The 24,029-nt window shown below is 71.1% G+C and carries 18 protein-coding genes and 2 tRNA genes; 11 read left to right on the top strand and 9 right to left on the bottom strand.

Features of this window, described 5'->3' with window-relative positions; genetic code table 11:
- Positions 1 to 6 precede the first annotated feature (6 nt).
- The 4 genes from SANBI_RS01010 to SANBI_RS00995 are packed head-to-tail and all read left to right on the top strand — an operon-like array spanning position 7 to position 5,031.
- Positions 7 to 1,107 carry an LLM class flavin-dependent oxidoreductase gene (locus SANBI_RS01010; RefSeq protein ID WP_319158101.1) on the top strand — a complete coding sequence of 367 codons (1,101 nt, stop codon included), beginning with the start codon at positions 7 to 9 and terminating at the stop codon, positions 1,105 to 1,107.
- On the top strand, positions 1,104 to 2,120 hold the full coding sequence (locus SANBI_RS01005; protein WP_319158099.1) for a cysteine hydrolase family protein: 1,017 nt from the start codon (positions 1,104 to 1,106) through the stop codon (positions 2,118 to 2,120). The genes SANBI_RS01010 and SANBI_RS01005 overlap by 4 nt, the downstream gene beginning before the upstream one ends.
- Entirely contained in the window at positions 2,120 to 3,457 is a 1,338-nt protein-coding gene (locus tag SANBI_RS01000; protein ID WP_319158096.1) for an NtaA/DmoA family FMN-dependent monooxygenase, read from the top strand. The genes SANBI_RS01005 and SANBI_RS01000 overlap by 1 nt, the downstream gene beginning before the upstream one ends.
- On the top strand, positions 3,454 to 5,031 hold the full coding sequence (locus SANBI_RS00995) for an MFS transporter (protein ID WP_319158094.1): 1,578 nt from the start codon (positions 3,454 to 3,456) through the stop codon (positions 5,029 to 5,031). Before SANBI_RS01000 ends, SANBI_RS00995 begins: the two co-directional genes overlap by 4 nt.
- Before the next feature lie 394 nt (positions 5,032 to 5,425).
- On the opposite strand, the gene SANBI_RS00990 is transcribed toward SANBI_RS00995, so the two are convergent.
- The 3 genes from SANBI_RS00990 to SANBI_RS00980 all read right to left on the bottom strand — a co-directional run bounded on the left by SANBI_RS00990 (position 5,426) and on the right by SANBI_RS00980 (position 8,816).
- Positions 5,426 to 5,514, bottom strand: a tRNA-Ser gene (locus tag SANBI_RS00990).
- Positions 5,515 to 5,722: 208 nt separating this feature from the next.
- Entirely contained in the window at positions 5,723 to 6,997 is a 1,275-nt protein-coding gene (locus tag SANBI_RS00985) for a threonine/serine exporter family protein (RefSeq protein ID WP_319158092.1), read from the bottom strand.
- Between the two features lie 133 nt (positions 6,998 to 7,130).
- Positions 7,131 to 8,816 (bottom strand): DUF4832 domain-containing protein, encoded by a 1,686-nt coding sequence (locus SANBI_RS00980; RefSeq protein WP_319158090.1) that lies wholly within the window; start codon positions 8,814 to 8,816, stop codon positions 7,131 to 7,133.
- 302 nt (positions 8,817 to 9,118) lie between these two features.
- Here SANBI_RS00980 and SANBI_RS00975 point away from each other — a divergent pair, with 302 nt between their 5' ends.
- The 5 genes from SANBI_RS00975 to SANBI_RS00955 all read left to right on the top strand — a co-directional run bounded on the left by SANBI_RS00975 (position 9,119) and on the right by SANBI_RS00955 (position 13,830).
- A complete protein-coding gene (locus SANBI_RS00975) occupies positions 9,119 to 9,994 on the top strand; it encodes an SIS domain-containing protein (RefSeq protein WP_319158088.1) in 876 nt (291 codons plus the stop codon).
- A 9-nt stretch (positions 9,995 to 10,003) separates the two neighbouring features.
- A complete protein-coding gene (locus SANBI_RS00970; RefSeq protein WP_319158086.1) occupies positions 10,004 to 10,972 on the top strand; it encodes an ROK family protein in 969 nt (322 codons plus the stop codon).
- Positions 10,969 to 11,934: a 1-phosphofructokinase family hexose kinase gene (locus tag SANBI_RS00965; protein WP_319158084.1), complete on the top strand. Its 966-nt coding sequence runs from the start codon at positions 10,969 to 10,971 to the stop codon at positions 11,932 to 11,934. Before SANBI_RS00970 ends, SANBI_RS00965 begins: the two co-directional genes overlap by 4 nt.
- Positions 11,935 to 11,964: 30 nt before the next feature.
- The gene (locus SANBI_RS00960) at positions 11,965 to 12,840 is read left to right on the top strand and encodes a class II fructose-bisphosphate aldolase (protein ID WP_319158082.1); all 876 of its coding nucleotides are present in this window, start codon (positions 11,965 to 11,967) and stop codon (positions 12,838 to 12,840) included.
- 204 nt (positions 12,841 to 13,044) lie between these two features.
- Positions 13,045 to 13,830, top strand: coding sequence for a DeoR/GlpR family DNA-binding transcription regulator (locus SANBI_RS00955; RefSeq protein ID WP_319158080.1), 786 nt, complete (start codon positions 13,045 to 13,047; stop codon positions 13,828 to 13,830).
- Between the two features lie 196 nt (positions 13,831 to 14,026).
- Here the strand turns inward: SANBI_RS00955 and SANBI_RS00950 are convergent, their stop codons facing one another.
- The 4 genes from SANBI_RS00950 to SANBI_RS00935 all read right to left on the bottom strand — a co-directional run bounded on the left by SANBI_RS00950 (position 14,027) and on the right by SANBI_RS00935 (position 19,064).
- The gene (locus SANBI_RS00950) at positions 14,027 to 15,544 is read right to left on the bottom strand and encodes a glycoside hydrolase family 36 protein (RefSeq protein ID WP_319158079.1); all 1,518 of its coding nucleotides are present in this window, start codon (positions 15,542 to 15,544) and stop codon (positions 14,027 to 14,029) included.
- 228 nt (positions 15,545 to 15,772) lie between these two features.
- On the bottom strand, positions 15,773 to 17,101 hold the full coding sequence (locus SANBI_RS00945) for an ABC transporter substrate-binding protein (RefSeq protein WP_319158077.1): 1,329 nt from the start codon (positions 17,099 to 17,101) through the stop codon (positions 15,773 to 15,775).
- 56 nt (positions 17,102 to 17,157) lie between these two features.
- Positions 17,158 to 18,102, bottom strand: coding sequence for a carbohydrate ABC transporter permease (locus SANBI_RS00940; RefSeq protein ID WP_319158075.1), 945 nt, complete (start codon positions 18,100 to 18,102; stop codon positions 17,158 to 17,160).
- A complete protein-coding gene (locus tag SANBI_RS00935; RefSeq protein WP_319158073.1) occupies positions 18,099 to 19,064 on the bottom strand; it encodes a carbohydrate ABC transporter permease in 966 nt (321 codons plus the stop codon). Before SANBI_RS00935 ends, SANBI_RS00940 begins: the two co-directional genes overlap by 4 nt.
- Before the next feature lie 159 nt (positions 19,065 to 19,223).
- On the opposite strand from SANBI_RS00935, the gene SANBI_RS00930 reads away from it, so the two are divergent.
- Positions 19,224 to 20,405 carry an ROK family transcriptional regulator gene (locus SANBI_RS00930; protein ID WP_319158071.1) on the top strand — a complete coding sequence of 394 codons (1,182 nt, stop codon included), beginning with the start codon at positions 19,224 to 19,226 and terminating at the stop codon, positions 20,403 to 20,405.
- 59 nt (positions 20,406 to 20,464) lie between these two features.
- On the opposite strand, the gene SANBI_RS00925 is transcribed toward SANBI_RS00930, so the two are convergent.
- The gene (locus SANBI_RS00925) at positions 20,465 to 21,556 is read right to left on the bottom strand and encodes an amidohydrolase family protein (protein WP_319158069.1); all 1,092 of its coding nucleotides are present in this window, start codon (positions 21,554 to 21,556) and stop codon (positions 20,465 to 20,467) included.
- Between the two features lie 91 nt (positions 21,557 to 21,647).
- On the opposite strand from SANBI_RS00925, the gene melA reads away from it, so the two are divergent.
- A complete protein-coding gene (melA, locus tag SANBI_RS00920) occupies positions 21,648 to 22,955 on the top strand; it encodes an alpha-glucosidase/alpha-galactosidase (protein ID WP_319158067.1) in 1,308 nt (435 codons plus the stop codon).
- Between the two features lie 696 nt (positions 22,956 to 23,651).
- On the opposite strand, the gene SANBI_RS00915 is transcribed toward melA, so the two are convergent.
- Positions 23,652 to 23,738: transfer RNA gene (locus tag SANBI_RS00915), tRNA-Ser, on the bottom strand.
- Positions 23,739 to 24,029: the final 291 nt, after the last annotated feature.

Below are 24,029 nucleotides of genomic sequence, written 5' to 3'. Positions count from 1 at the left end.
ACCACCATGACGACGACAGACGCCACCACCAGCACCCCGACCTCAGGCCCCGAGCTCGGCATCTTCCTGCCGATCGGCAACGGCGGCTGGATCATGTCCGAGACCGCACCCCACCCGCAGGCCACCTACGACTACAACCGGAAGGCCGCGGTCCTCGCGGAGGATGCCGGGCTCGACTTCATCATGTCGATGGGCAAGTGGCGCGGCTACGGCGGCACGACCGACCACTGGGGTCGCACCCTCGAGTCCGTGTCGATGATGTCCGGGCTGGCCGAGGCCACGAGCCGCGTGAAGATCTGGGCGACCATCCACACCAACCTGTTCCACCCGGCCATCGCCGCGAAGATGTACACGACCATGCAGCAGATCAGCGGTGGTCGTGCCGGCATGAACATCGTCGTGGGGGCCTACGCGCAGGAGTTCTCGCAGATGGGTCTGTGGGACGAGAACCTCGACCATGCTGCCCGGTACAGGTACACCGAGGAGTGGACGAGCGTCCTGGAGCGCCTGTGGTCCGAAGACTCGGTGACCCACCACGGCGAGTTCTTCGACCTCGACGACTGCCAGTCCCGCCCGCACCCCGAGGTGCGCCCGACGCTCATCAGCGCGGGCCGCTCCCCCGCAGGCGTCGACTTCCAGGCGCGGCACTGCGACGGGTCGTTCCTCACGGCCGACGACCTGCCCGGTCTGCGGAAGGTCTCCGACCAGGTCAAGGCTGCGGCGGCCGAGAACGGCCGCTCGATCAAGACGTACTCGATGTGCACAGTCGTGCTCGGCGAGACCGACGCCGAGGCGGAGGCCAAGCGCCGCGAGTACGGGCGCGGCGCGGACGTCGAGGCGATCGTCAACATGAAGACGTCGTGGGGTCTGCCGCTCGACAAGGCGCTGTCCATGACGGCCGCCGCCCCCGAGGACGAGGCCTTCCAGACGGCCGTGGTGCACGGCTCGCCCGAGACGGTCTCCGAGCGCATCTCCGAGCTCGTCGAGGAGACCGGCATCGACGGGCTCATGATGATCTTCCCCGACTACCACGCCGACCTCCCGGTCTTCGGCGAGACCGTCCTGCCGCTGCTCCGGCCGGCGTCCGTGCTGGAGGGTGTCGCGTGAGCGCGAGGCAGCACGCGCCCCAGGCGCAGCAGGACGCCGCGTCTCTGCGCGCGGCCGCCGCACCGGGTGAGGCCGCGGCCCCAAGCGATGCCGGGACCCTGGGCGCGACTGCGGCCCTGCCCAGCGCTGCAGCCACGGGCGAGTCAGGTCTGCTCGACGGGACGACGCAGGCCGAGGGGACCACCCTCGTCGACGTCGAGGGCACGATGCACCCGCTGCCAGGGCCGCTCGGCGAGGGCGCTCTGCTCGTGGTCGACGTCCAGCGGTCCTTCGCCGACCCGGCGCACCTGCCGTGGCTCGACGAGGCCGGGCTCGCCGCGGTCGACGCCGCCGTGACGCGCACGGCGTGGCTCGTGGACCAGGCCCGGTCGTCCGGGGTCCCTGTCGTCTGGGTCGCGCTCGAGCAGCTGCCCGACTCGCCGTGGCTCACGTCGCTGTGGTTGCGCGGCCTCGACGAGGGCACCTGGCCCGTGCCTGACGAGCCCTGCGTGCTCGGCACCCCGGGGGCCGAGTGGTTCCGCGTCGGACCGCTCCCGGGCGAGACCGTCGTCCCCAAGCGCCGGTATTCCGGCTTCCTCGGGACGGGTCTGGAAGCCCACCTCCGGGAGACCGGGGTGACCTGGGTGGTCGCCGCCGGGCTCACGAGCGAGTGCTGCGTCGACGGGACCGTCCGTGACGCCTTCCAGCTCGGCTTCCGCGCCGTCATGACCTCGGACGCGACAGCCGCCTACGACGCCGAGACCCACACCCATGCGTTGTCGGTCCTCGCCCAGAACGCCGCTGTCGTCGCGACGTCGGCGAGCGTCGCCGCCGCGTGGGTGCACGCCGCGGCAGCCGCTGCGGGGTCCGTCCCGCCGTCTGCCGCGACTCCGCCCGCCCTATCGACGTCCGCATCGCTGTCTGCAGCACCTCTCGCACCGTCCACCGCACAGCCCACCGCACCGCCGTCCGCCACAGCACCGTCGCCCTCGACAGTGGCCGTCGCCGAGCCGATCCCCGCCGGGAGGCCCTGATGACCACCATGAAGCTCGCCTTCGACATCTCCTTCACGCACACCGAGGGCAAGTGGGCCACGCCCGGGTCCTGGGTGGGCGCGGACTACCCCGACGTCGGGATGTTCACCGAGCTGGCCGTCGCGGCCGAGCGCGGTGGCATCGACATGCTGTTCTTCGGCGACGGCACAGGCATCCCGGACACCTGGGAGCAGTCGATGGACGCCGCGATCCGTTACGGCATCCAGTGGCCGCGGCAGGACATGAGCCCGTTCATCGCCGCGATGGCGCAGGCCACGACGCACATCGGCTTCGGCCTGACGTACTCCTCGACCTACATGCACCCCTTCTACACGGCGCGCCTGCTCAACTCCCTCGACCACGTGACGAAGGGCCGGCTGGCCTTCAACGTCGTCGCCTCGGGGCGCCTGGCCGACGCCGCCAACTACGGCTTCGACGGGCTCATGGACCACGACCAGCGCTACGAGCGGATGGAAGAGTTCGTCTCCGTCTGCAAGGCACTCTGGGACTCCGTCGAGCCCGACGCGATCCTCCGCGACCGCAGCACCGGGCAGTTCGCCGACCCGTCGAAGGTGCACAGGGTGGACCACCACGGCGAGCACTTCGACGTGGCAGGCCCGCTGCCGTCGGTGCCGAGCCCGCAGGGCCACCCGGTCCTCGTGCAGGCCGGGGCGTCGCCGCGCGGCATCGCCGCGAGCGCGTCCTTCGCCGACGTCGTCTTCGGTCTCGGCGGTCACCTGCCCTCGCAGGTCAAGCACCGCGCAGCCCTCGACGCCGCGCTCGTCGAGGCAGGGCGTCGTCCCGAGGACGTCGGGATCCTCTGGGCCACCCAGGTGGTCCTCGGGCGGACGGCCGCCGAGGCCGCGGCCCGCAAGGAGGAGATGGCGACGATGCTCATGGACGAGGACGCCGTCGGGGCGTACCTGTCGTACAACTCGGGCTTCGACTTCTCCGTGCTGCCCGAGAAGTTCACGCTCGCGGAGGTCGCCGCGCAGATCACCGCCGCACAGGCCACCCAGTCCGGGTTCGTGCAGCGCCTCATCGCGCGGCGCGGCGACGACGGTGTGCTCACCCGCACCGAGTTCTTCGAGGAGGGCTGGAAGTACGCGACGGGCTACGAGCAGACCATCGCGGGCACGGCTGAGCAGGTGGCCGACGAGCTCGAGGAGCAGTTCCTCGCGACGGGCTCCAACGGCGGGTTCATGATCTGCAACCCGCAGTCCATGCCGTCTTCGCTCTACGAGGTCACCGATCTGCTCGTCCCCGAGCTCCGCCGCCGCGGACTGGTCAGCGACACGTACGCGGGCACGACGCTGCGCGAGAACCTGCTCGCGTGAGCGCGCGGGGGCGGGTGGGCGTCGTCGGTGACGGGACGGCGTCTGCCGGGGCGGGAGCGGGTATCGGCGGCGGTGCGGGTGTCACCACCACGGTCGGCTCCGGAGGCCGTGCACGGGGACCTGCCGACGCGGGTGCTGGGACACCGCCCGGGCCGGGGAAGGCAGCGCGTCAGCAGCTCCCACCCCGGCTGCGCCAGCAGATCGTCATTGCCTGCTGCCTCGTCGCGAGCGCCCAGATCACCTGGGGCGCGATCGTCCCCGCTCTCCCCCGCTACGGCGACATGTTCTCGGTGTCGTCCTTCCTGCTCGGCGCGATCGTCGCGGCCTTCGGCGTCGGCCGGCTGCTGGTCAACATCCCGGCTGGGCTGCTGGCCGACAGGTTCGGACCGCGGCGGCTGCTGCTCGGGGCGCTCGTGGGTCTCGTGGTCGTCACCGTCCTCACGGCCTTCGCGCCCACGCTGCCGGTGCTGCTAGTCGCGCGGTTCCTCGCCGGGGTGCTCGGCGGTTCGGTCGTGACCATCGGCCTCGCCGTCGTCACGGCCAGAGCCCCCGCCGACGCCCGCGGAACCGTGCTCGCCACGGCCCAGGCCGTCCAGCTCGCCGGTGGAGCGATGGGCCCTGTCGTCGGCGGCCTCGTCCTCGACCGCTGGGGGCTGCACGCGGTGTTCTTCGCCGCAGCAGTGCCGGCGGTCGCGTGCCTGGTCTGGACGCTGCTGCGGCCGGACAGAGAGTTCTGGGGAAAGGTACCTGCGGTCTCCACCCCTGCCTCAGCCCCCTCCCCAGCACCCCCCGCCGCCCTAGCCACCCATGGTGCCGCCACCACGGTCGACCAGCGCAGCGACCTCGTGACTTCGGAGCGAGATCGTGACGTAGAAGGGTCGATCTCGCTCCCAAGTCACGATCTCGCCCGCCTCGACCCGGGGCGGGACTCCGGGACAGCGGCAGGGGCAGCCGCCGCCGGACCGGTCAGCGGTCGCCGCCGCGTCGCGACAGACCTTGCCGCCTTCGTCGGGCTCAACGTCGTCGGCTTCGCGGTGTTCGTCATCCGGTTCGGCGGGGAGCAGTCGCTCGTGCCGATCCTCGGCGACCGCGTCGGCATGACCTCCACGCAGCTGGGTCTGTCGATCGGTGTCATCACCCTCGTCTCGCTCGGCCTGCTGCCGCTGCTCGCCCGGCTGCTCGACGCCGGGTGGCGCCGCCGCCTGCTCGTCCCCGGGATGCTCGTCGCCGCCGTGGCGATCGCCCTGTACCCGGTCGCCGACAGCCCGCTCGCCTTCGGCGCGGTCGTCGTGGCCGCAGGTGTCGGGGCCGCTGTGGGCGGCATCGTCCCGGGAGTCGTCCTCGCCGACGTCGCCGCGCCCGGCCGCCAGGGTGCCGCGATGGGCATCTTCCGCTCGACCGGCGACCTCGGCGCCGTCGTGGGCCCGCTCGCCCTCGGCCTCGCCCTGGACCACGGGGGGGCTGGGGCCGCGAGCCTGTCGCTCGCCGCGGTCGCGGCCGTCTCGGCCCTGGCCTATCTGGTGCTGATCCAGAGGCCTGCGGCTGTGCCCGCGCACGGAGACAGTAGGGCTTGACCCGCCGGCGCCAGGACTCTCGGCGGCCGCCCCGTCATGGACCCGACGACAGGTGGACAGGGATGTCAGTCCAGACCGAGGTCGGACCTGACCTGTTCCCAAGGGATCGCGTGTCCACCGTCAGCCATCTCCTGCCGGGCGGCCCGGGCAGCAGCGACATCTGCGGCATCCTCCAGCTCTGAGATCGCCCGGTCGTGATCTCCGGACCCGACGTCGGACGGTCGGTTCGCCCTGGTCTGCCTCGGTCTGCGTCCGCCCATCCCCGCACGATACGAGACGGCCTCGCCTAGACGGGCATCCCTACACCTGGATGCCGCGAGCAGCCAGCATCGGCGAGACGACAGAACCCCCGTCGAGCATCGCTCGGCGGGGGTTCTGTTCTGAAGTTCTGGGGCGGAGACGGAGGGATTCGAACCCTCGAACGGGTTGCCCCGTTACCACCTTAGCAGGGTGGCGCACTAGACCTGGCTATGCGACGTCTCCTCACCGAGTCACCCCGGCGCTGTGCCCGCTGAGCACGTGATCCTCTGCGGGCTGTGCAAGGCTACCTGCCCAGATGCCCTGGGAGCAAAACGTCGCCCGAGTCGCTGAGACTGCGACCTCGGACGGCCCGTCGCCGGGCGACCAGCACGCAGGCACGCAGGCACGCAGGCACGCAGGCACGCAGCAAAGCAGGCAGGCCGCCACCTCCCTAGTGCGGCGCCCGCCCCCACGACGTGTCGGTCACCGTCCGTGCCACCGTCAGCCCGATCGCGAGGGCGACCACCACGAAGGACGCCTGCACCCCGAAGGCCAGCGCGTCGACGGTCTCGCCCGCGTTGAGGAAGTACACGGCCCTGTACGCCGACGCCCCCGGCACCATGATGACCACCGCCGGCACGCACAGCGTCAGACGCGGGACCCGCATCCGCGGAGCCACGACGTTCGCCGCGACTCCGACCACTAGCCCGGCCGCCGCCGCGGCGCCCTGCGCGATCATCCCGGCGTCGAGGAGCTCGAGCCTGATGACGTTGGCAACCATGCCGATCCCGGCCGCCGCGAAGACCACCCGCCACGGGCTGTTGAACAGCACCGCGAAGCCGAGCACACCGAGTGCGCTCGCGACGAGCCGCAGCACGAGCAGCTGCCCGTCACCGAGGTCGAGCGGCCCAGCAGGGTTCGGCGTGAGGCCCATGACGGCCGAGACACCCCACACGCTCAGCGCGGCGGACATCATGATCATCAGCGCGTAGGCCAGCCTGGACAGCCCCGCTGTGAAGTCGAGGCGCGAGAGGTCGAGCGCCGCGGTGATGAGCGGGAACCCCGGCACGAGGAACAAGACCGCGGAGATGTACCCGCTCTCGTGGATCGAGTCGACGGCCCCAGCGACGAAGAGCAGGTTGACGATCCCGAGGTAGACGACGCTCGCGACGGCTGCGGCGACCATGGTCACGCCGAGCTGGTTGTAGCCCCGGTGGATCAGCAGGCGCCGCGTGAGCTGGCCGAGGCTGGCGCCCACCAGGACGACGAGGACCTCGACGAGACCACCGTTGTTGAGGAAGGCGAAGGCCGCACAGGCGACGCCCGTGAAGAAGGCGTTGGCGAAGGTGCCGTAGCGCAACGGCGTCTGCTCGATCTCGTCGAGCCGCTCCGCGACCTCCTCGGCGGTCACCCCGGGCTCGAGGGACGAGCACAGCCTCTCGAGCTGGACCATGCGGTTCGCGTTCACCCCGATGGTCGGGCTGCGCGTCACCTCGGTCCGGAAGATCGGGCCGCGTCGTGAGGTCGCGACGATCTCGTTGACCGTCACCTGCGCCTCGACGCTGTCGAGCCCGAGGGCCCGACCGACCTGCGCCATCGCGATCCGCACCCGATAGCTGCCGCCGCCCGAGGCGAGCAGCATCCGCCCGACCCGGAGCACGACACCGGACTGCCGGATGAGTCCGACAGGTTCGAGCTCGTCTTCTAGGGGCACCGGAGGAGTCACGGTGTCATCATCGCCCGTGGCTCGGCGCGCGCGGGGGACGTGGGTCCCGTTTTGCCGCCGGGGTGGCGGTTGTCACTGGGACAGGACGAGCAGGTGGCCCGGGGAGCAGTGCTTCCCGGGCCACCTGCGTCGGTCAGCGTCCTGCGTGCGCCTTGCGTCGCATGAGCAGGAGCGCTCCGCCGAGCGTCGCGGCGCCTGCCGCGGCCACGCCGAGGCTGGTCGCCGACGCGCCCGTCGCAGCGAGGTCGCCGGCCGGCGAGGCGCCTGCGGCACCAGCCGGTGCGGCTGCTGCGGCGGGCACCACGGGTGCAGGCTCGACCGGCGCAGCCACCGGGGCGACGTCCGCGAGCGCCGGCACGGCACCGATGGACAGGTAGCCGTCACGGTCGGCGTCCTGGGTGGCGTTGGCGAACCGCAGCGGCAGCCCGCCGTCCATGACGTTGGGGACCGAGAACGCCACGGTCGCACCCGTGAGGTCGAGCGCCGTGGTGTCGAGCGTCGCGGAGACCGTCGACGTGGTCCCGGGGAGCAGCCCGGGCAGGTTCGCGTCGACGGGTGCCTCGGCGAGGATCTCGCCCTGTGCGTCGAGCAGGACCATCGATGCCGGCCAGTCGTAGTAGAACGGTGCGACGCCGCGGTTCTCGAGGTCGAGCGTCACGTCGACGCCTCCAGCGCCCCGGGTGACGCTGCCCTGGACGGCCGCGAGGTCGTAGCCGAGCGAGGCGGAGGCTGCGACGGCCCGCTCGCGCGACTGCCCTGTGTACCCGGTCGCCCAGGCCTGGTGGTTCATCATCCAGCTGATGTGCGTCTGGTCGACGGAGTCCGCGAAGTTGTAGTCACGTCCTGCGGCGATCTCAGCGGCTGCGTCCGGGCAGGACAGCGGGTCGTCGAAGAGGCAGGTCTGCAGCGGCGGGTACAGCTCGCCGCCGACCGGGGCCTGCTGCCACGCGTCCTGCATGCCCTCGGCGATGACCTTGGTGAGGAAGTGCCAGTCGGTCGTCGGCAGCGTCGCGTAGGCGAAGGAGTCGTCGTGCAGGCCGAAGCCGTGGTCCTTGACGGCCTCGGACGGGTACCGGGCGAGCAACCAGGTTTCGTCGAGGGCTGCGTCCCACGCGTCCCAGATCGTCTCGCGGGTGGCCTGGCTCGGCATCCAGTCCTCGCCCGTGGGGTTCTCGTCGGAGACCACGCCGTCCATCGGGTAGGTGTGGTCTTCTCCCCAGAACCCGATGAGGCCGGCGGTGACGTAGCCGACGCGCGGGTCCCCGTCGTACTGCTCGCCGAAGGCGGTGACGAAGTCGACGATCATGTCGACCACGCGGGGGTCGTCGTAGTCGGGCGAGAAGCTCAGGCCGTCGTTGTCGAAGAAGTCATACGCGCGCTCCTGGCTGATGCCGTCGGGTCCGAGCAGGTAGTCCGGCACGCCCGACTCCTGCGCCGGGTAGTCGAGGTAGAAGCGGAACACCGACTGGTGCCCGCGCTCGGCGATCGCGTCGAGCCTGGACTCGACGGCCGTCCAGTCGTAGGTGCCCTCACCCGTCACGACAGAGTCGACGGGGAGGTAGAACCACTCCATCGAGTACGGGAAGTCGGGGTCGGCGAACTCGGCGGTCTGGCCGGGCTCCGGCGCGAAGGGCAAGAAGCCCTTGAGCGGGTTCGTGGCGAGCGCCGGCGTGGTGGTGAGCTCGTAGGTCGCGGTCGCGGCCTCAGGCTCGGCCGGCGCGGCTGCGGCGGCTGGTGCGAGCAGTCCGAGGGCTGATGCGAGCGCGAGCGCCCCGACCCTCTGGGCTCGTCGTCTCTTCACGGTGCGGTCAACGGTCATGGACGCTGTCCTCCAGGCTCGGTCGGCGACGGGTGCACACCTGCAGGCTCCGTCGCCTGCGGGACACACCCGGACCGACGGGGTGGCGACGGTGCTCCGTTCCACCGTCGCGTCCATCAGAGCAGCCGACCACCCCTTCCGCAACCCCCTTGGCAAAAATACGCAGCCTGGTGGCGAAACCTCGCGTCCTCTCGTCGCCGAGGTCGACCAGTGATTGATTCTGACGCTTACATGGGTATCCTGATCACGAACGCGCATTCAAGTCGGTGCGCGCACCGTCTGACAGAACAGTGAGGCGCCCCATGACGGCGACGTACGTGCACGACGAGATCGCATCCCAGCCCGAGAGCTGGCGACGAGCCGCCGCGACGCTCCCGCAGGTGAGCAGCCTGCTCCCCCAGCACGGCGAGCGCGTCGCCGTGGTCGGCTGCGGGACCAGCTGGTTCGTGGCCCAGGCCTACGCGGTCCTGCGCGAAGAGTCCGGCCACGGCCTCACCGACGCCTTCGCAGGCTCGGAGTTCCCGGCGGGCCGCAGCTACGACCGCGTCCTGACCATCTCGAGGTCCGGGACGACGACCGAGATCCTCGAGCTCCTCGGCCAGCTCACCGACGTGCCGACGGTCCTGGTCACCGCCGTCGACGACTCCCCCTGCGCCGCGGCAGCCGACGCGACGATCGGTCTGGGCTTCGCCGACGAGCAGTCCGTCGTCCAGACGCGGTTCGCCACGACGGCCCTCGCCCTCCTGCGCGCACACCTCGGCGAAGACCTCGAGCCTCTCGCCCTCGACGCCGAGAAGGCGCTGGCCGTCGACGTCACGGCACTCCTCGACCTCGAGCAGGTGACCTTCCTCGGTCGCGGCTGGACCGTCGGCCTCGCCCACGAGGCCGCGCTCAAGACCCGTGAGGCAGCCCAGTTCTGGGCCGAGAGCTACCCCGCCATGGACTACCGCCACGGACCGATCTCGATCGCCCAGCCCGGACGGGCCGTCTGGACCCTCGGCGAGGTCCCCCAGGGCCTCGACGCCGACATCGCCGCGACAGGCGCCCAGCACGTGCACCACGACCTCGACCCGCTCGCGGCCCTCGTCGTCGCGCAGCGCTTCGCCGTCGCCCTGGCCGAGCACCGCGGGCTCGACCCCGACCAGCCGCGCTCCCTCACGCGCGCCGTGATCCTCTAGGTGGTGGGCATGACACCCCGCGACGCGCTCCCCAGCCTCGGCGACGGCCACCCCGTGGTCGCGATCGACGTCGGCGGCACCACCATGAAGGTCACGTCGGTCTCGGCCGACGGGACCATGAGCCCGCCCCGCCGCGTCCCGAGCCCACCCCCGGGCCCGGGCAGCGCCGACGAGGTCGTGCGCATCGCCACGGCCCTCGTCCACGAGGAGGCCGAGCGCCTCGGCGCGCCCCCGGCCGCCCTCGGCATCGCCCTGCCGGGCGTCGTCGTCGAGGACCAGGCTCTCGGCGTCTACTCCGAGAACCTCGAGTGGCGCGACGTCGACTTCAGGGCTGCCTTCGCCCGGACCCTCGACCTGCCGATCGCCGTCGCGCACGACGTCCGCGCCGCGGGCGCGGCCGAGACACGCCTCGGTGCGGCACGGGGTGCCTCGACAGCCCTCGTGCTCGCCATCGGCACCGGGATCGCCACGTCGGTCCAGGTCGACGGACGCCTGCACGTCGGACGCGGGTACGCCGGGGAGATCGGGCACGCCGTCGTCGTCCCCGGCGGCGAGCCCTGCGTCTGCGGCAACCGCGGATGCCTCGAGGCCACCGCCTCGGCCGAGGCGATCCGCCGCCGCTACGAGAGGGACACGGGCACCGAGGTCTCGGGCTCGAAAGAGGTCTTCGCGCGGGCAGCAGCAGGCGACCCCGTCGCCGTCGCCGTCCGCGACTCAGCCTTCGACGCGCTCGCCCTCGGGCTCTCGCACGCCATCACGCTGATCGTCCCGGACGTGGTCGTGCTCGCCGGCGGGCTCTCCGAGGCGGGCGACGCCCTCGTCGTCCCCCTCGCGCAGCGCCTCGAGAGCCTCGTCAGGTACGGGCCTGTCCCCCGCCTCGTCCGCGCGACCCTCGGCGAGGACGCCGGCCTGGTCGGGGCTGCGCTCGCGGCCCGCGACGCGCTGGCCGCACAGGACGACCCGCAGCCGAGCCGATGATCCTCACCCTCACCCCCAACCCCGCGGTCGACGTCACGGTCACCACCGAGCAGCTCGACCGCGGGGCCACCCGGGTGGTCGACGCCGCGCGGCGTCGCGCCGGCGGCAAGGGCGTGAACGTCTCGCGTGTCCTCGCCCAGCAGGGCGAGGACACGCACGCCGTGCTCCCCGTCGGCTCGGGCGAGGAGTCGTGGTTCGACGACGACCTCGCCTCGGTCCCCCACACCCTGGTCCCGTGCGCGGGGCCCACCCGGCACTCCTACGCGCTGGTCGAGACCGGCGAAGACGTCACCTCGATGCTCAACGAGCACGGCGCGCAGCGCACCGCGGCAGAGTGGCAGGCCGTGCTCGCCGCGGTCCGCGGGCTGTCGACCAGCGCCGACGTGCTCGTGGCCTCGGGGTCGCTGCCGCCAGGTGCCCCGTCCGACGTGCTCCAGACCATCGTCGGGGTCGGCCACGACGCCGGCATCCCCGTCGTCGTCGACGTCGCGGGCACGCACCTGCTGGCGGCTGCCGACGCCGGGGCCGACGTCCTCAAGCCCAACCGCGACGAGCTCGCGGCGGCCCTCGGCGACCTCGACGTGCTCGACGCAGCCCACGAGCTCCAGCGCCGCGGTGCCGGGATCGTGGTCGTCTCGCTCGGCCCCGACGGGCTGCTCGTCGTCCCGCCCAGCGGCCAGGCCGTCCACGCCCGCCTGCCCGCCGCGCTGCGCGGCAACCCCACAGGCGCCGGCGACGCAGCCGTCGCCGCCATCGCGAGCCTCTTGCATCGGCGCGACGTCTCGACCCTCGGGCCCGATGACCTCGAGGCCGTCGCGCGGCGCGCGGTCGCGTGGTCCGCAGCAGCCGTCCTCAGCCCGTGGGCCGGCTCGCTGGCCGTCGACCCCGCGACGCTCGAGCCCGACGTCGAGATCTCGACCGCCCGGCCAGGCTCCCCATCGCCGGCCCGCGCCACCCCCTGACCTCTCCCACCGACCGACGAACGGATCCTCATGCCTCTCGTGACCACCCGCTACCTCGTCCACGAGGCCGCCCGCCAGGGGACGGGCATCGGCGCCCTCAACGTGCTGCACCTGGAGACCGCCGAGGCCCTCGTGCGCGCCGCCGAGCGCGCCGGCCAGCCCGTGATCCTGCAGATCTCGCAGAACTGCGTCTCCTTCCACGGCGGACACCTCGAACCGCTGACCCACGCCGCGGCCGCCCTCGCCGAGAGCGCGACGGTCGGCGTCTCGCTGCACCTCGACCACGCCGAGGACGAGGCCCTCGCCCTCGCCGCGGTCGACCTCGGCTACTCCTCGGTCATGTACGACGGAGCGACGCTGCCGTGGGACGAGAACATCGCCGCCACGCGCCGCGTCGTCGCCCACGCGCGTACCCGCGACGTCTTCGTCGAGGCCGAGCTCGGTGAGATCGGCGGCAAGGACGGTGCGCACGCCCCCGGGGTCCGCACCGACCCGCAGGAGGCGAAGGACTTCGTCGCGTCCACAGGCGTCGACGCGCTCGCTGTCGCCGTCGGCTCCTCGCACGCGATGACCACCCGCTCCGCGGTGCTCGACCTCGAGCTGATCGCCCGGCTGCGTGACGCCGTCCCGGTCCCGCTCGTCCTGCACGGCTCCTCCGGCGTGGACGACGCGACCATGCAGGCCGCGATCCGCGCCGGGATCGTCAAGGTCAACGTCTCGACCCACCTCAACAGCGCCTTCACGGCTGCCGTGCGCGAGTACCTCGGGGCCAACCCCGCTGTGGTCGACTCCCGCAAGTACATGGGCCCAGGACGCGAGGCCATGATCACCGAGGCCGCCCGGCTGCTGCGCCTCTTCGCGCTCGACCTCGACGAATCCGACGCAGCCGCCGCCCGCACGGCCTGACGGCGGGGCCCTGCCGGCGGGGGCTCTTCCAGCTGTGGTGGCAGGCTCTGCCGCAGCGGCACGACGGCGGCGTGCTGCCACCGTCGGCGGCGCAGGGCTACGCCCGTCGGCGGCGTACGACTGCGCCCGTCGGCGTCCGACGGCTGCTCTGCACCGTAAGGTTCAATGGTCGGGCTCGGCCCGGTTCCCCCAGCGAGGAGTGAGATGGAGCGCGAAGAACGCCTGTCCAGGCTGGTCGACTACATCGTCGCCAACGGGTCGGCCCACGTGGAGCAGATCGTCGAGACCTTCGAGGTCTCCCCGGCGACAGCACGACGAGACCTCGACGCCCTGGCGGACCAGCAGCTGGTCACCCGGACGCGCGGCGGGGCGATGGTCAACTCCATCTCGGGCGACCTCCCCATGCGGTACCGCACGGTGCGCCAGCCAGGTGAGAAGAGCGCCATCGGCGCCAAGGCCGTCTCGCTGGTCACCCCCGGTGAAGTCATCGCCTTCAACGGCGGGACCACCACGACCGTCGCCGCCTACGAGGTCGGTGTGGCCACGGCGGGCGACGAGCGCTTCGCGGGCTCGGTCACGACGGTGGTCACCAACGCCGTGAACATCGCGAACGACCTCATCGTCCGGCAGAACCTGCGCATCGTCGTGACGGGCGGCGTCGCCAGGTCGCAGTCCTACGAGCTCGTCGGTCCGCTCGCCTCGCTCATGCTGCCCGAGATCAACATCGACACCCTGTTCCTCGGGGTGAGCGCCTTCGACCTCGAGCACGGCCTGTTCACCCACCACGAGGGCGAGGCTGCGGTCAACGCGGCCCTGGTCGCGCTCGCGCGCCGCACCTTCGTGCTCGCCGACTCCGACAAGTTCTCGGCCACGGCCTTCGCGCGGATCTGCGCGATCGAGGACGTCGAAGGGGTCGTGACCGACTCCGGGGCTGATCCTGCCGTGCTCGACGAGCTGCGCAGCCGCGGCCTCGAGGTCCACGTCGGCTGAGCCGACCTCCTCGCCAGGTCGGTCGAGGACGGCGTCCTCGCGGGACGTCCCCGGGCAGAAGACCCGGCGCGCCGCACAACCGGCGCAGCCAGCAGCCTCGCACACCGCACGTCCCGCACGTCCCGCACGTCCCGCACGACACCACGAGCCCCGGTCCACGACGGACCGGGGATCGTGACGTTCAGGCGTGGACGGCTCAGAGCGGGTAGGGGCTGTCCTCGTCGACGAACAACGGGCCGAAGTCGACGATCCTGTCGTCGATCCGGAACCTGTACCTGTCCAGCTGCTCGGTGGCCGGCGACCCCGTGAGGAACTCGCGGAGCTCCGCGTGGTCCTCTGGCTCGATCCAGGCCGGCGGGTCGGAGATCGCCGGGAAGCCCGAGAGCGTCGCGATGTCCTTGAGCCACTGCATCTGCTGCTCGCTCAGCAGGTTGCGACGGTGACGGAAGTACACGACGTCCGGGTCGAGGCCGATGAGCCCGCGCATCCACAGGCGGCTCACGGCGTTCGAGGCCGAGTTGTGGGCCGTCGCGTCGGAGGGGTCGTCGGTCGCGTAGTTGTCCCACATCGGGGCGACGTCGGGCCCTGTACGCACGGCGTCGAGGACGCCGAGCGAGGAGAAGACCGGTGCGCCCGAACCCAGCAGGAAGGTGTCGGGTCCGGCGGCAGCCCGGATCGTCTCGATCGCCGACCTGTAGGCCTGCTCGCGGTCGACGTCCTGCGAGCGCACGCCGGCGATCGTGGCGGCGTTGATGAAGTCGAGCTTGAGGTAGCTGAACCCCCAGTCGTGCACGGCACGCGAGACCGTGTCGACGAGGAACTCCTGGGCGTCGGGCCGCGTGAAGTCGAAGGTGTAGTAGTGGCTGCCCCAGTTGGTGCCGGCCTGGACCAGCTCGCCGTCGGTGCCGCGCAGCAGCATCTGCGGGTTGCGGCGGACCACCTCTGAGCCGGGCAGCGCGATGAACGGCGCGATCCAGAGCCCGGCGCGCATGCCGTGGTCGCCGATCAGCCTCACGGAGTCCCGCATGCCGCCGGCGAACTTGTCGTTCGGCTGCCAGTCCCCGACGAGCCGCTCCCAGCCGTCGTCGATCTGCACGGTGTCGAAGCCGAGCGCGGGCAGCTGCGGCACCACCTCGGCGAGGTCGGAGTGTGCGATCGTCTCGTAGTAGGAGTACCAGGACGACCACACGGCGCCGGGGTCGCGGTCGAGGACGCCGTAGCGGTCCGCCAAGAGCTGGCGGTACCGGGCGAAGACAGCCTGCTCCTGGCCTTCGAGCAGGACCCACTCGCCGGTCTTGCCGGTCTCCGTCCAGGCGCTGAGGACGTCGGCGTCGGCGTGCAGGCGCGGGGTGTCGCCGCCGAGGCAGCCGAGCAGGAGCGTGCCCGTCTCGGAGGCGAGGGCGATCACCCAGGACGAGTGGTGCCGCGCGGGGTCGTCCCAGCGGGTGTCGTCTGCGGTGTTCCGGCGGACCGGGTTGGCCACGCGGAGCGGCTGGTCGGCCAGCGACCGCCACCCTGTCGGGGACCAGGAGTTGTGGCCGTTGCGGTACACGTCGCCCTGGGTCACGCCGTGCAGGATCGCGACCCTGGAGGCTGTGAAGAAGGTCTCGGTGGTCGGGCTGGACCCGTCGGCGGGGCTGGCCCACCCGGGGGTGCCGCCGGTCTCACCACCCTGGATCCTCAGCGGGAGGCGGGTCGGGCTGTCGATCGGCATGGGGTCTCCTCTGCGCGACGGCGGGAGCGGTGCGGCGCACCGCTCCCGCCGTCGTGGTGTCCGGCGAGGCTGGGCTCGCACTGCTGTCTGGTGGTCGTGCTGGTGGTCAACGGTCTGGCCGCGGCCGGACGGTCTCCGGGCTGCAGCCTGGCCGTGGTCGGTCAGAGTCCGGCAGGTACCCGGCCGGAGTCCGGCCAGCGACTCGGTCACCGCTGGCCGGACGCGGTGTCACTCGTAGTAGGACTCGACCGTCGCGGCCGCGGTGTCGAGCGCGGTCTGGGCGTCTGTGCCCTGCGCGATCGACTGCATGGCGTCCTGGACCGCGGTGTTGACCTCGGCCGAGCGCTCGATGACCGGGACCAGGAAGGTGTCGCCCGCGTCGGCCACGGACACGAAGGCCGTCGAGTCGTAGCCCATGGCCTCGCGGGCCTCGAGGGCGACCTGGGTCGCGGAGGTGAGCGCCGGGAAGATCAGGCCGGCCTCGCCGACGGTGTCCTGGCACTCGGCCGAGGCCAGGTACTCGACGAACTTGTAGGCCTCGTCAGGGTGCGACGTCCCGGCCCAGACGGAGTCCGCGAGCCCGTTCGTCGACGCGAAGCGCCCCTCGGGACCTGTCGGCACGGCGGCGAAGGCGAAGTCCACGGGTGCGGCCTCACCGAGGTACGAGGACGCCATCCACGATCCCTGGATCGTCGAGGCGGCGTTCTCGTTCTCCATCACGGCCTGGGTGCCCAGGGTCGACGTGGAGTCGAAGCTCGGCGCGTAGCCGTCCTCGATGAGGGACTGCAACCAGGTGGCGGTCTCGACGAGGGACTCGTCGGAGTAGTCGGGTGCCGAGGTGCCGTCGCCGAAGGTGAAGCCGTTGGCGTGGGCGAACACTCCCCAGCCGTTCTGGCCGATGGCCCCGTCGGCCCACTCCGGGTAGTAGCCGTAACGCACCACGTCGTCGCTGTCGAAGGCGGGGTCGCGCCCGTCGCGGCCTGCGGAGTCGATGCTCGTCGCACGGACGAACTCGCCGAAGGTGCCGCCGTCTGTGGGGTTCCACGTGAGGGAGGCCATGTCCTCGGCCGTGAAGCCTGCCTCTTCGGCGGCCTTCACGTTGTAGAGGACACCGACGGTGTCCCAGTCCTTGGGCAGGCCGTAGCGGGCGTCACCCTCGACCCACCTGTCGGCGAGGTCCGGCGTGAAGTCCGCGAAGTCGATGTCGGAGGCGTCGACGTACTCGGAGAGGTCGAGCAGCTGCTGGTTGTCGACGAACTCCTTGTAGTACGAGATCTGGTTGACGAAGATGTCGGGCGCCGTGCCGGCGGTGATCTGGGTGTTGAGGTTCTGCCAGTACTGCGCCCACCCGGTCTGGGTGATCTCGACGGTGATCTCCGGGTTGGCCTCGGTGAAGGCTGCGGCGCAGGCCTGGTACAGCGGCGCCTGCTGGTCGTCCCACATCCAGTACTGGAGGGTGACGTCGCCGCCGTCGGCCGAGCTGTCGCCGGAGGAGCAGGCGGTGAGGGTCAGCGCCGATGCTGCCCCGATCGCCACGAGTGCTGCGAGCTTCTTCATGGTCGTGCCTTTCTGTCTGACTGCCCAGGGGGGAAGAGCGAGACGGCTCGGGCGGGCTACTTGCCGCCGGAGAAGTTGAGGGACTGCACGAGCTGGCGTCCGAGGAAGATGAGGATGATGAGCACGGGGACGACCGAGAGGGTCGAGCCGGCCATGAGGCCCGTCCAGTCGGGACGGGTGTTGGGCGACTGCTGCTGGAACACGCTGAGCCCGACGGTGAGCACGCGGGTGCTCTCGGAGTTCCCGGCGACCAGCGGCCACAGGTACTCCTTCCACATGCCGACGAAGGTGATGAGGATCATCGTCGCGACGGGCCCGCGGCTCATGGGCAGCGCGAAGCGCCAGAACCTGCCGAGAGGGCCGACGCCGTCGAGCATCGCGGCCTCTTCGACGGAGCGCGGCAGCGAGAGGAAGAACTGCCGCAGGAAGAAGATCGCGAAGGGTGTGACGAGCAGGGACGGGGCCACGAGGGCGAGCATCGTGTTGAGCAGGCCGAGCTCGCGCATGAGGGCGAAGTTCGGCAGCAGGGTGAAGATCCCCGGGATCATCAGCCCCGCGATGATCAGGACGAAGAGGCCGTCCCGCCCACGGAAGGTGAGGCGGGCGAAGGCATAGGCCGCCGCGGCGCAGGAGAGCGTCTGCACGAGCGCGACCGACCCGGCGAAGATGAAGGAGTTCATCGTGTACCGCAGGAAGTTGATGCTCGCGCCGGTGCCGCCCGCGGCGATCGCCTCCTGGGTGGTCGTCAGGCCGAGCACCCTGCGGAAGTTGACCAGGGTCGGGTCGCTCGGGAACAACCTGCCCGAGTCCGCGATGAGGTCTGACGTCGGGGTGAGGGACGTGCGGACCATCCAGTAGAACGGGAAGACGGTCGCGAGGACGACGAGCGCGAGGACGAGCCACGCGACGAGCCTGCCGGGGGCGAGGCGGGCCGGGGTGAACCTGGACCGGGTGCGGACCGGGGTGCCGACGGCGGCGGGGGCTGGCGTGGTGGTGGTCATGCGAGGTCCGATCGGTTGGCGCGCATCATGCGCAGCTGCACGTAGGTCAGGGCGCCCAGGAGCACCACGAGCAGGATCGACACCGCTGAGGCGTAGCCCATGCGGTGGAACGAGAAGGCCAGCTGGTAGATGTAGTAGTAGATGACCCGGACCTCGGGGATCGGGTTGTTGCCGTACCCGACCTGGACGAGGTCGAACACCTGGAACGAGCCGATGAACGAGACGACGAGCACCAGGGCGATGACCGGGCGGATGAGGGGCAGCGTGATCCCGAAGAACATCCGGGTCTCGGAGGCCCCGTCGATCGAGCCGGCCTCGTAGAGCTCGGACGGCACCTGGAGCATCCCTGCGTAGAGCAGGAGCGCCGTGTAGCCGAGGCCCGACCAGACGGAGATCATGACGATGATCCACAGGGCGGCCTTCGGGTTGTAGAAGGTCACACCGCTGATGCCGATCGAGTCGAGCAGGTTCGAGAGGTAGCCGACGTTGGCGTCGAGCAGCCAGCCCCAGATGAGCGCGATGGCCACGTTGGGCACGAGCCACGGGAGCAGCAGGACCGACCGGAGCCAGGTCTTGAGGTTGAGGCGCTGCATGAGCGCGGCGAGCACGAGGGCGAGCACCATGACGAGGACGATGTTCGCGACCGCGAAGACGGCCGTGATGCGCAGCGAGCTCCACACCTGGGGGTCGGAGGCGACCTGGCGGAAGTTCTCCAGACCGATGAACTCAGGCTCCCGCAGGAGGTTGAAGTCCGTCATGGAGTAGTAGGTGCCGCGGATCGTGGGGTAGATCCAGAACACCGCGAACCCGAAGAGGGCCGGGAGGAGGAGGATGGCCGCGGCCCAGCTCTCCTTGCGGTTCCGGAACGGCTTCTTCACGGTGCGGCCGGACGGCCCGCCGTCGCTGTCGTCGCTGTCTCTGCGTCGGCCGGTATCGGCCGACGTCTCGAGCAGTCTCGTCACTGAGAACCTCCTGGGCTGTGTGGTGCCCCTGCACTGGTCTGATGGTTAGGCTAGGAACTTGCTAGAACCCTGTCAAGCGTTTTACGTAACCTGGGTCACGTGTGCCACTTCCTGCGTGTGGTACTGGTAGTCCACGAGTCGAAGGAGCTGTACACACACATGGCGACGATCCAGGTCAGGGAGTACAACCTCGAGCGCACGCTGGGCGCGATCAGGTCGAGCGGTCCGTCGACCACGTCCGAGCTCACCCGCGCGACAGGTCTCTCGCGCCCGAGCATCAACTCCCTCGTCTCCGAGCTCGTCGGGCTCGGCTGGGTCGACGTGGTCGAGCCCGTGCTCGACGGGCAGGGTGGCCGTCCGCCCCAGCGCTTCGCCTTCAGGAGCAGGGCCGGCCTGCTGGTAGGCCTCGACATCGGCGTGCACAGGATCTCCGTGCTGCTGGCCGACCTCGACGGGACCGTGCTCGTCGACCACCAGGTGGCCGTCGACCCGACGCTCGCCCCGCCCGAGCGGCTCGGGGCGATCGACCAGACCCTGCGCGAGGCCCTCGCCGAGCACGGCGCGAGCCCGCAGGACGTGTGGGCCGTCGGTGCGGCGGTGACGGGCCCCGTCGACGCGACAGGACGCACCTCCCTCTTCAGCCCGCTGCCGGGCTGGACCGACGTCGACCTGGTCGGCCACCTGTCCGCGACCTTCCCGTGCCCTGTGAGCGTCGAGAACGACGTCAAGCTGGCGCTGCTCGCCGAGCACGCGTGGGGAGCAGCGCAGGGCGCCGACGACGTCGTCTACATCCTGGCGGGGCTGCGGACGGGCGCTGCGGCCTTCGTCAACGGTGTGCTGGTCAAGGGCCACGCCGGTGCCGCCGGTGAGATCGGTCGGCTCCCCGTGGTCCGCTGGAAGAAGGCGATCGGCATCCTCCGCGGCGACGACGCCGGTGACGACGAGCTCGACGTGGACGCCGCAGCCGCCTCGACCACCTTCGAGACCGCGCGGCGCGGCGACCCCGGCGCGCGACGGCTCGTCCGCGAGTACGCCCGAGCCGTCGCGACAGGCGCGTCCGCCCTCGTGCTCACCCTCGACCCCGAGGTCGTCGTGCTCGGTGGTGGCAGCACACCCTGGGCCGACCTGTGGGTGCCGGAGTTCTCGGCGATGGTCGGCCGCAGCGTCATCCGCATGCCCGACGTGCGCGTCTCGACCCTGGGCGGCGACCACGTGGCCCGGGGCGCCGTGAGGCTGGCGATGAGCCAGGTCGAGTCCTCGCACCTGACCGGTGGGATCCGGCCGGCCCGGGCACGGCTCACCGACGCCGACGAGGGCGCCGCGCAGCCTGTCGCGACCTGACGGGGCCCGGACCGCGGAGGGCGACACCGCCGCGACGGCGCGCGCACCCCGGGGCCCGGTCACTCGCCGAGACCCAGGATGCGGCGCGCGTTGGTGCTGTAGAGAGAGGTCAGCAGGTCGAGGGGGAGGTCGGCCCCGGAGACCGCCCACCGCCCCTGCGGAGGGATGCTCGCGCCGGGCGCGTAGGGGAAGCTCTCGTCGTCGCTCTCGAGGAACCTGAAGTACGTCTCGAGGCCGGCGCGCTCGAGCGGGAAGATGTCGGTGCCGAAGAGCACCCGGTCCGGGAACTCCTCGAGCAGCCGGCGGAACCGTCGCGGCTGGCGCCCCAGCTCCGCGACGCGGCCTGCGGTGTCGACGAAGAAGTTCGGGAGCTCGCGCAGCAGCCTCGACACGTGGTCGAGGTCCTCCGCGACGCAGCCGACGTGGGCGCCGATGTAGGTGGTCCCCGGCGTCGCGCGCACGAGCTCCTCGAGGGCTCCGAGGAGACCGTGGAAGGAGGGGTAGACCGAGCGGTCCGCGAAGGACCAGTCCGGCTGCCCGGCGAGCTCGTCGAACCTCTCGTTGTGCGCGTCGAGAGGATCGAAGAAAGCCATGGGGTCAGCCACGTGGATGAGCACCGGGAGTCCGAGCTCACCGGCGACAGCGAGCACCCCGACCACCCGCGGGTCGTCAGGCTGGACGAGCGCGCCGGAGGCGTCGCGGACCGACAGGCCGAGGCTCTTCCACACCTTGACCCCGCGGGCCCCGCGGGCGGCCGAGTCGCGCAGCTGGGCGACGAGGCGCTCGACCCCGTCGGGCTCGGCGAGCAGCGGCCACTCCACCTGGCAGAAGGTGACGAACCTGCCGGGGTGGGCACGGTCGTAGCGGTCGAGGTTCGCCTCGAGGGCGTCGCCCCACAGACCGTCGAGGTTGACCACCGTCGTGAGGTTGGCCTCGTCCATGAGGGCGAGCAGAGCGTCCACGTCAGGGGTGCACCAGTCGTCGGTGAGCCAGCGGCCGAGGTGGTTGTGGATGTCGACAGCCGGGACGGCCGCGCGGGTGACGCGGGTGGTGGGCACCCGCAGCTGCTGCCGGGGTGTCCAGTCGGCGACGCGCAGGTCTGGGACTGGGGGCGTGCTCGGGTTCACACCCAAGGCGTCGTGGAGGGGCATCGTCGCGGTCTCCCGTGGCTGAAGTTGATCGATTGGGTCAGGTTCCAATCAGATTCTTGCACGCCATCCGATGTTGCGCCATGATCGACCCATGGTTCACATCGCGTTCATCGGCGCAGGCAGCGTCGTCTTCACCCGTCAGCTCGTGAGCGACATCCTCCGGTTCCCGGAGCTCGCCGGGGCGCACCTGTCCCTGCACGACATCGACCAGGAACGGCTCGTCGTCGCCGAGGCGACCACCCGTCGCGTCGCCGCCCAGCTCGGGGCCTCCCCCGAGGTCACCGCCACCCTCGACCGCCGAGAGGCCCTCGACGGGGCCGACTTCGTCATCAACATGATCCAGGTGGGCGGGGTCGACGCGACGCTGCGCGACCTCACCATCCCCGCGGAGCACGGGCTCCTGCAGACCATCGGCGACACGACTGGCGTCGGCGGGATCTTCCGGGCGCTGCGCACCTTCCCGGTGATCGAGGCGCTCACCGCAGACATGCGCGACGTCTGCCCCGACGCCTGGCTGCTCAACTACACCAACCCGATGGCCATGAACGTCTGGTGGGCCTCCGTCGTCGCCCCCGACATCAAGGTCGCCGGGCTGTGCCACAGCGTCTACTGGACCGCGAACGACCTGGCCGAGCTCGTCGGCGTCCCGGTCGAGGAGACGACCTTCCGGGCCGCCGGGATCAACCACCAGTCGTGGATGGTCCGGTGGGAGCACCAGGGCGAGAGCCTGTACCCGCGCCTGGCGGAGAAGATCGCGGCCGACCCCGAGCTCGAGCGCCGGGTCCGCGTCGAGATGTTCCGGCGCATCGGCTACTACCCGACCGAGACCAGCGAGCACTCCTCCGAGTACCTGCCGTGGTTCCTGCGGTCGCCCGAGCAGATCGAGAGGTACCGCCTCAAGCCCCTCGAGTACGCCGACATCAGCCGTGCCAACCTCGCCCAGCTCGACGAGACGCGGCGGATCCTCGCCGCCGACGAAGACTTCACGCTCGACGCTGGCGCGAGCGAGTACGCACCGCAGATCATCCACTCGATCGTCACGGGCACCCATCGCGAGGTGCACGTCAACGTGCCGAACGTCGGGCTGATCGACAACCTGCCGCAGGGCGCTGTCGTCGAGGTCCCGGCGACCGTCGACAGCTCGGGGATCCACCCCGTCCCGATGGGCGCCCTGCCGGTCCAGTGCGCCGCGGTCAACCAGCCCTACGCCTCGGTCGCCGGGCTCACCGTCGAGGCAGCACGTCGCGGCGACCCGCTGCTCGTCCGCCAGGCGGCGCTCGTGGACCCGAACACGTCGTCGACCCTGACCCCGGAGCAGATCTGGGCGCTGTGCGACGAGCTCGTCGCGGCGCACGGCGACCTGCTGCCCCCGGCGCTGCGGGTGCAGCTCGGCAGCTGACGCCGCAATACCGCAGTCCCGCAGTCCCGCAGTCCCGCAGTCCCGCAGTCCCGCACGCAGGACGCCAGAAGCCCTCGACCGGAGCTCGTCCGGTCGAGGGCTTCTGCGTGCTGCGGAGGCGGAGGGATGTGAACCCACGGTCGGCTCTCACCGACCCGCACGAGCTGCCAGGGACACCTGACGCTGCCTGATGGGACAGTAGAAGGGCGGTGACCTCACACCTGCAGCACCTCTACGAAGTGGACTCGACGATGGCAACGGACAGCCGGAGATCCACCAAGGCGATCGTTGCACTTGGTGCCACATCCGTAGCGATGGCCACCCTGGCATTTCTTGCATGGTCCACTCTTGGGCCTCAAGGTGAGCTCGACTGCACAGTGGAGACGAATGTCGTCACCGAGAGAGCCGTCGTCGAGTCGATGCCAATCTGCGCACCGTAGCTTCCGACGCCCCCTCCGCACTCACGCCCGCCACCACGAGCTGAGACGACTTCCCCCACTCTCCCGGGCCCGCCAGGTGGGACCTGTCGGACGCACGAGCACCGCTCAGCGTGGCCGGCGCTAGCCAGCTGCTAGCCATCTGCTGGCCCAGGGACTGCTCGCGAGAGCCTAGAGCCGCCCCTGCCGAGCACAGGGTGCTGACACGAGAACAGCCCCTGACCCGGTCTGTGAGACCAGGTCAGGGGCTGTTCTGCTGCGGAGGCGGAGGGATTTGAACCCACGGTCGACTTTCACCGACTCCAGTTTTCAAGACTGGTGCATTAGGCCGCTCTGCCACACCTCCTCGCATCCTGCTGCGCGTCACCCTGAGGTGCACGCGCCGTCAGACGCACTGGACATCCTGCCACGAGACCCGCCCCGAACCGAACTCCCCACGCGCACCCAGAGCGTCGATCGCACCGAGGTCACCCTCAGGGGAACGAGGTCGTACGAACACGCCAGAACACCCCGAGGACAGGGCAGATCCGGCGTGTCCGTACGACCTCGCCGACAGACGTTCGACCTGGGGGCAGGACGGGCGACCTCGTGACCGGACACGACGGGCGACCTCGCGGACCGGAGGCGACCCGGGAGA

It is taken from the genome of Sanguibacter biliveldensis, assembly GCF_033798665.1.
In the GTDB taxonomy this organism is placed as follows: Bacteria; Actinomycetota; Actinomycetes; order Actinomycetales; family Cellulomonadaceae; genus Sanguibacter; species Sanguibacter inulinus.
This window is presented reverse-complemented; position numbering and strand designations above follow the sequence as displayed.

What these genes read in the sequence shown, in the direction of transcription:
- SANBI_RS01010 (WP_319158101.1), top strand. Translation starts at nt 7, where the DNA reads ATGACGACGACAGACGCCACCACCAGCACCCCGACCTCAGGCCCCGAG.
- SANBI_RS01000 (WP_319158096.1), top strand. Translation starts at nt 2,120, where the DNA reads ATGACCACCATGAAGCTCGCCTTCGACATCTCCTTCACGCACACCGAG.
- SANBI_RS00980 (WP_319158090.1), bottom strand. Translation starts at nt 8,816, where the DNA reads ATGACCGTTGACCGCACCGTGAAGAGACGACGAGCCCAGAGGGTCGGG.
- SANBI_RS00975 (WP_319158088.1), top strand. Translation starts at nt 9,119, where the DNA reads ATGACGGCGACGTACGTGCACGACGAGATCGCATCCCAGCCCGAGAGC.
- SANBI_RS00970 (WP_319158086.1), top strand. Translation starts at nt 10,004, where the DNA reads ATGACACCCCGCGACGCGCTCCCCAGCCTCGGCGACGGCCACCCCGTG.
- SANBI_RS00965 (WP_319158084.1), top strand. Translation starts at nt 10,969, where the DNA reads ATGATCCTCACCCTCACCCCCAACCCCGCGGTCGACGTCACGGTCACC.
- SANBI_RS00960 (WP_319158082.1), top strand. Translation starts at nt 11,965, where the DNA reads ATGCCTCTCGTGACCACCCGCTACCTCGTCCACGAGGCCGCCCGCCAG.
- SANBI_RS00955 (WP_319158080.1), top strand. Translation starts at nt 13,045, where the DNA reads ATGGAGCGCGAAGAACGCCTGTCCAGGCTGGTCGACTACATCGTCGCC.
- SANBI_RS00950 (WP_319158079.1), bottom strand. Translation starts at nt 15,544, where the DNA reads ATGCCGATCGACAGCCCGACCCGCCTCCCGCTGAGGATCCAGGGTGGT.
- SANBI_RS00945 (WP_319158077.1), bottom strand. Translation starts at nt 17,101, where the DNA reads ATGAAGAAGCTCGCAGCACTCGTGGCGATCGGGGCAGCATCGGCGCTG.
- SANBI_RS00940 (WP_319158075.1), bottom strand. Translation starts at nt 18,102, where the DNA reads ATGACCACCACCACGCCAGCCCCCGCCGCCGTCGGCACCCCGGTCCGC.
- SANBI_RS00930 (WP_319158071.1), top strand. Translation starts at nt 19,224, where the DNA reads ATGGCGACGATCCAGGTCAGGGAGTACAACCTCGAGCGCACGCTGGGC.
- SANBI_RS00925 (WP_319158069.1), bottom strand. Translation starts at nt 21,556, where the DNA reads ATGCCCCTCCACGACGCCTTGGGTGTGAACCCGAGCACGCCCCCAGTC.
- melA (WP_319158067.1), top strand. Translation starts at nt 21,648, where the DNA reads ATGGTTCACATCGCGTTCATCGGCGCAGGCAGCGTCGTCTTCACCCGT.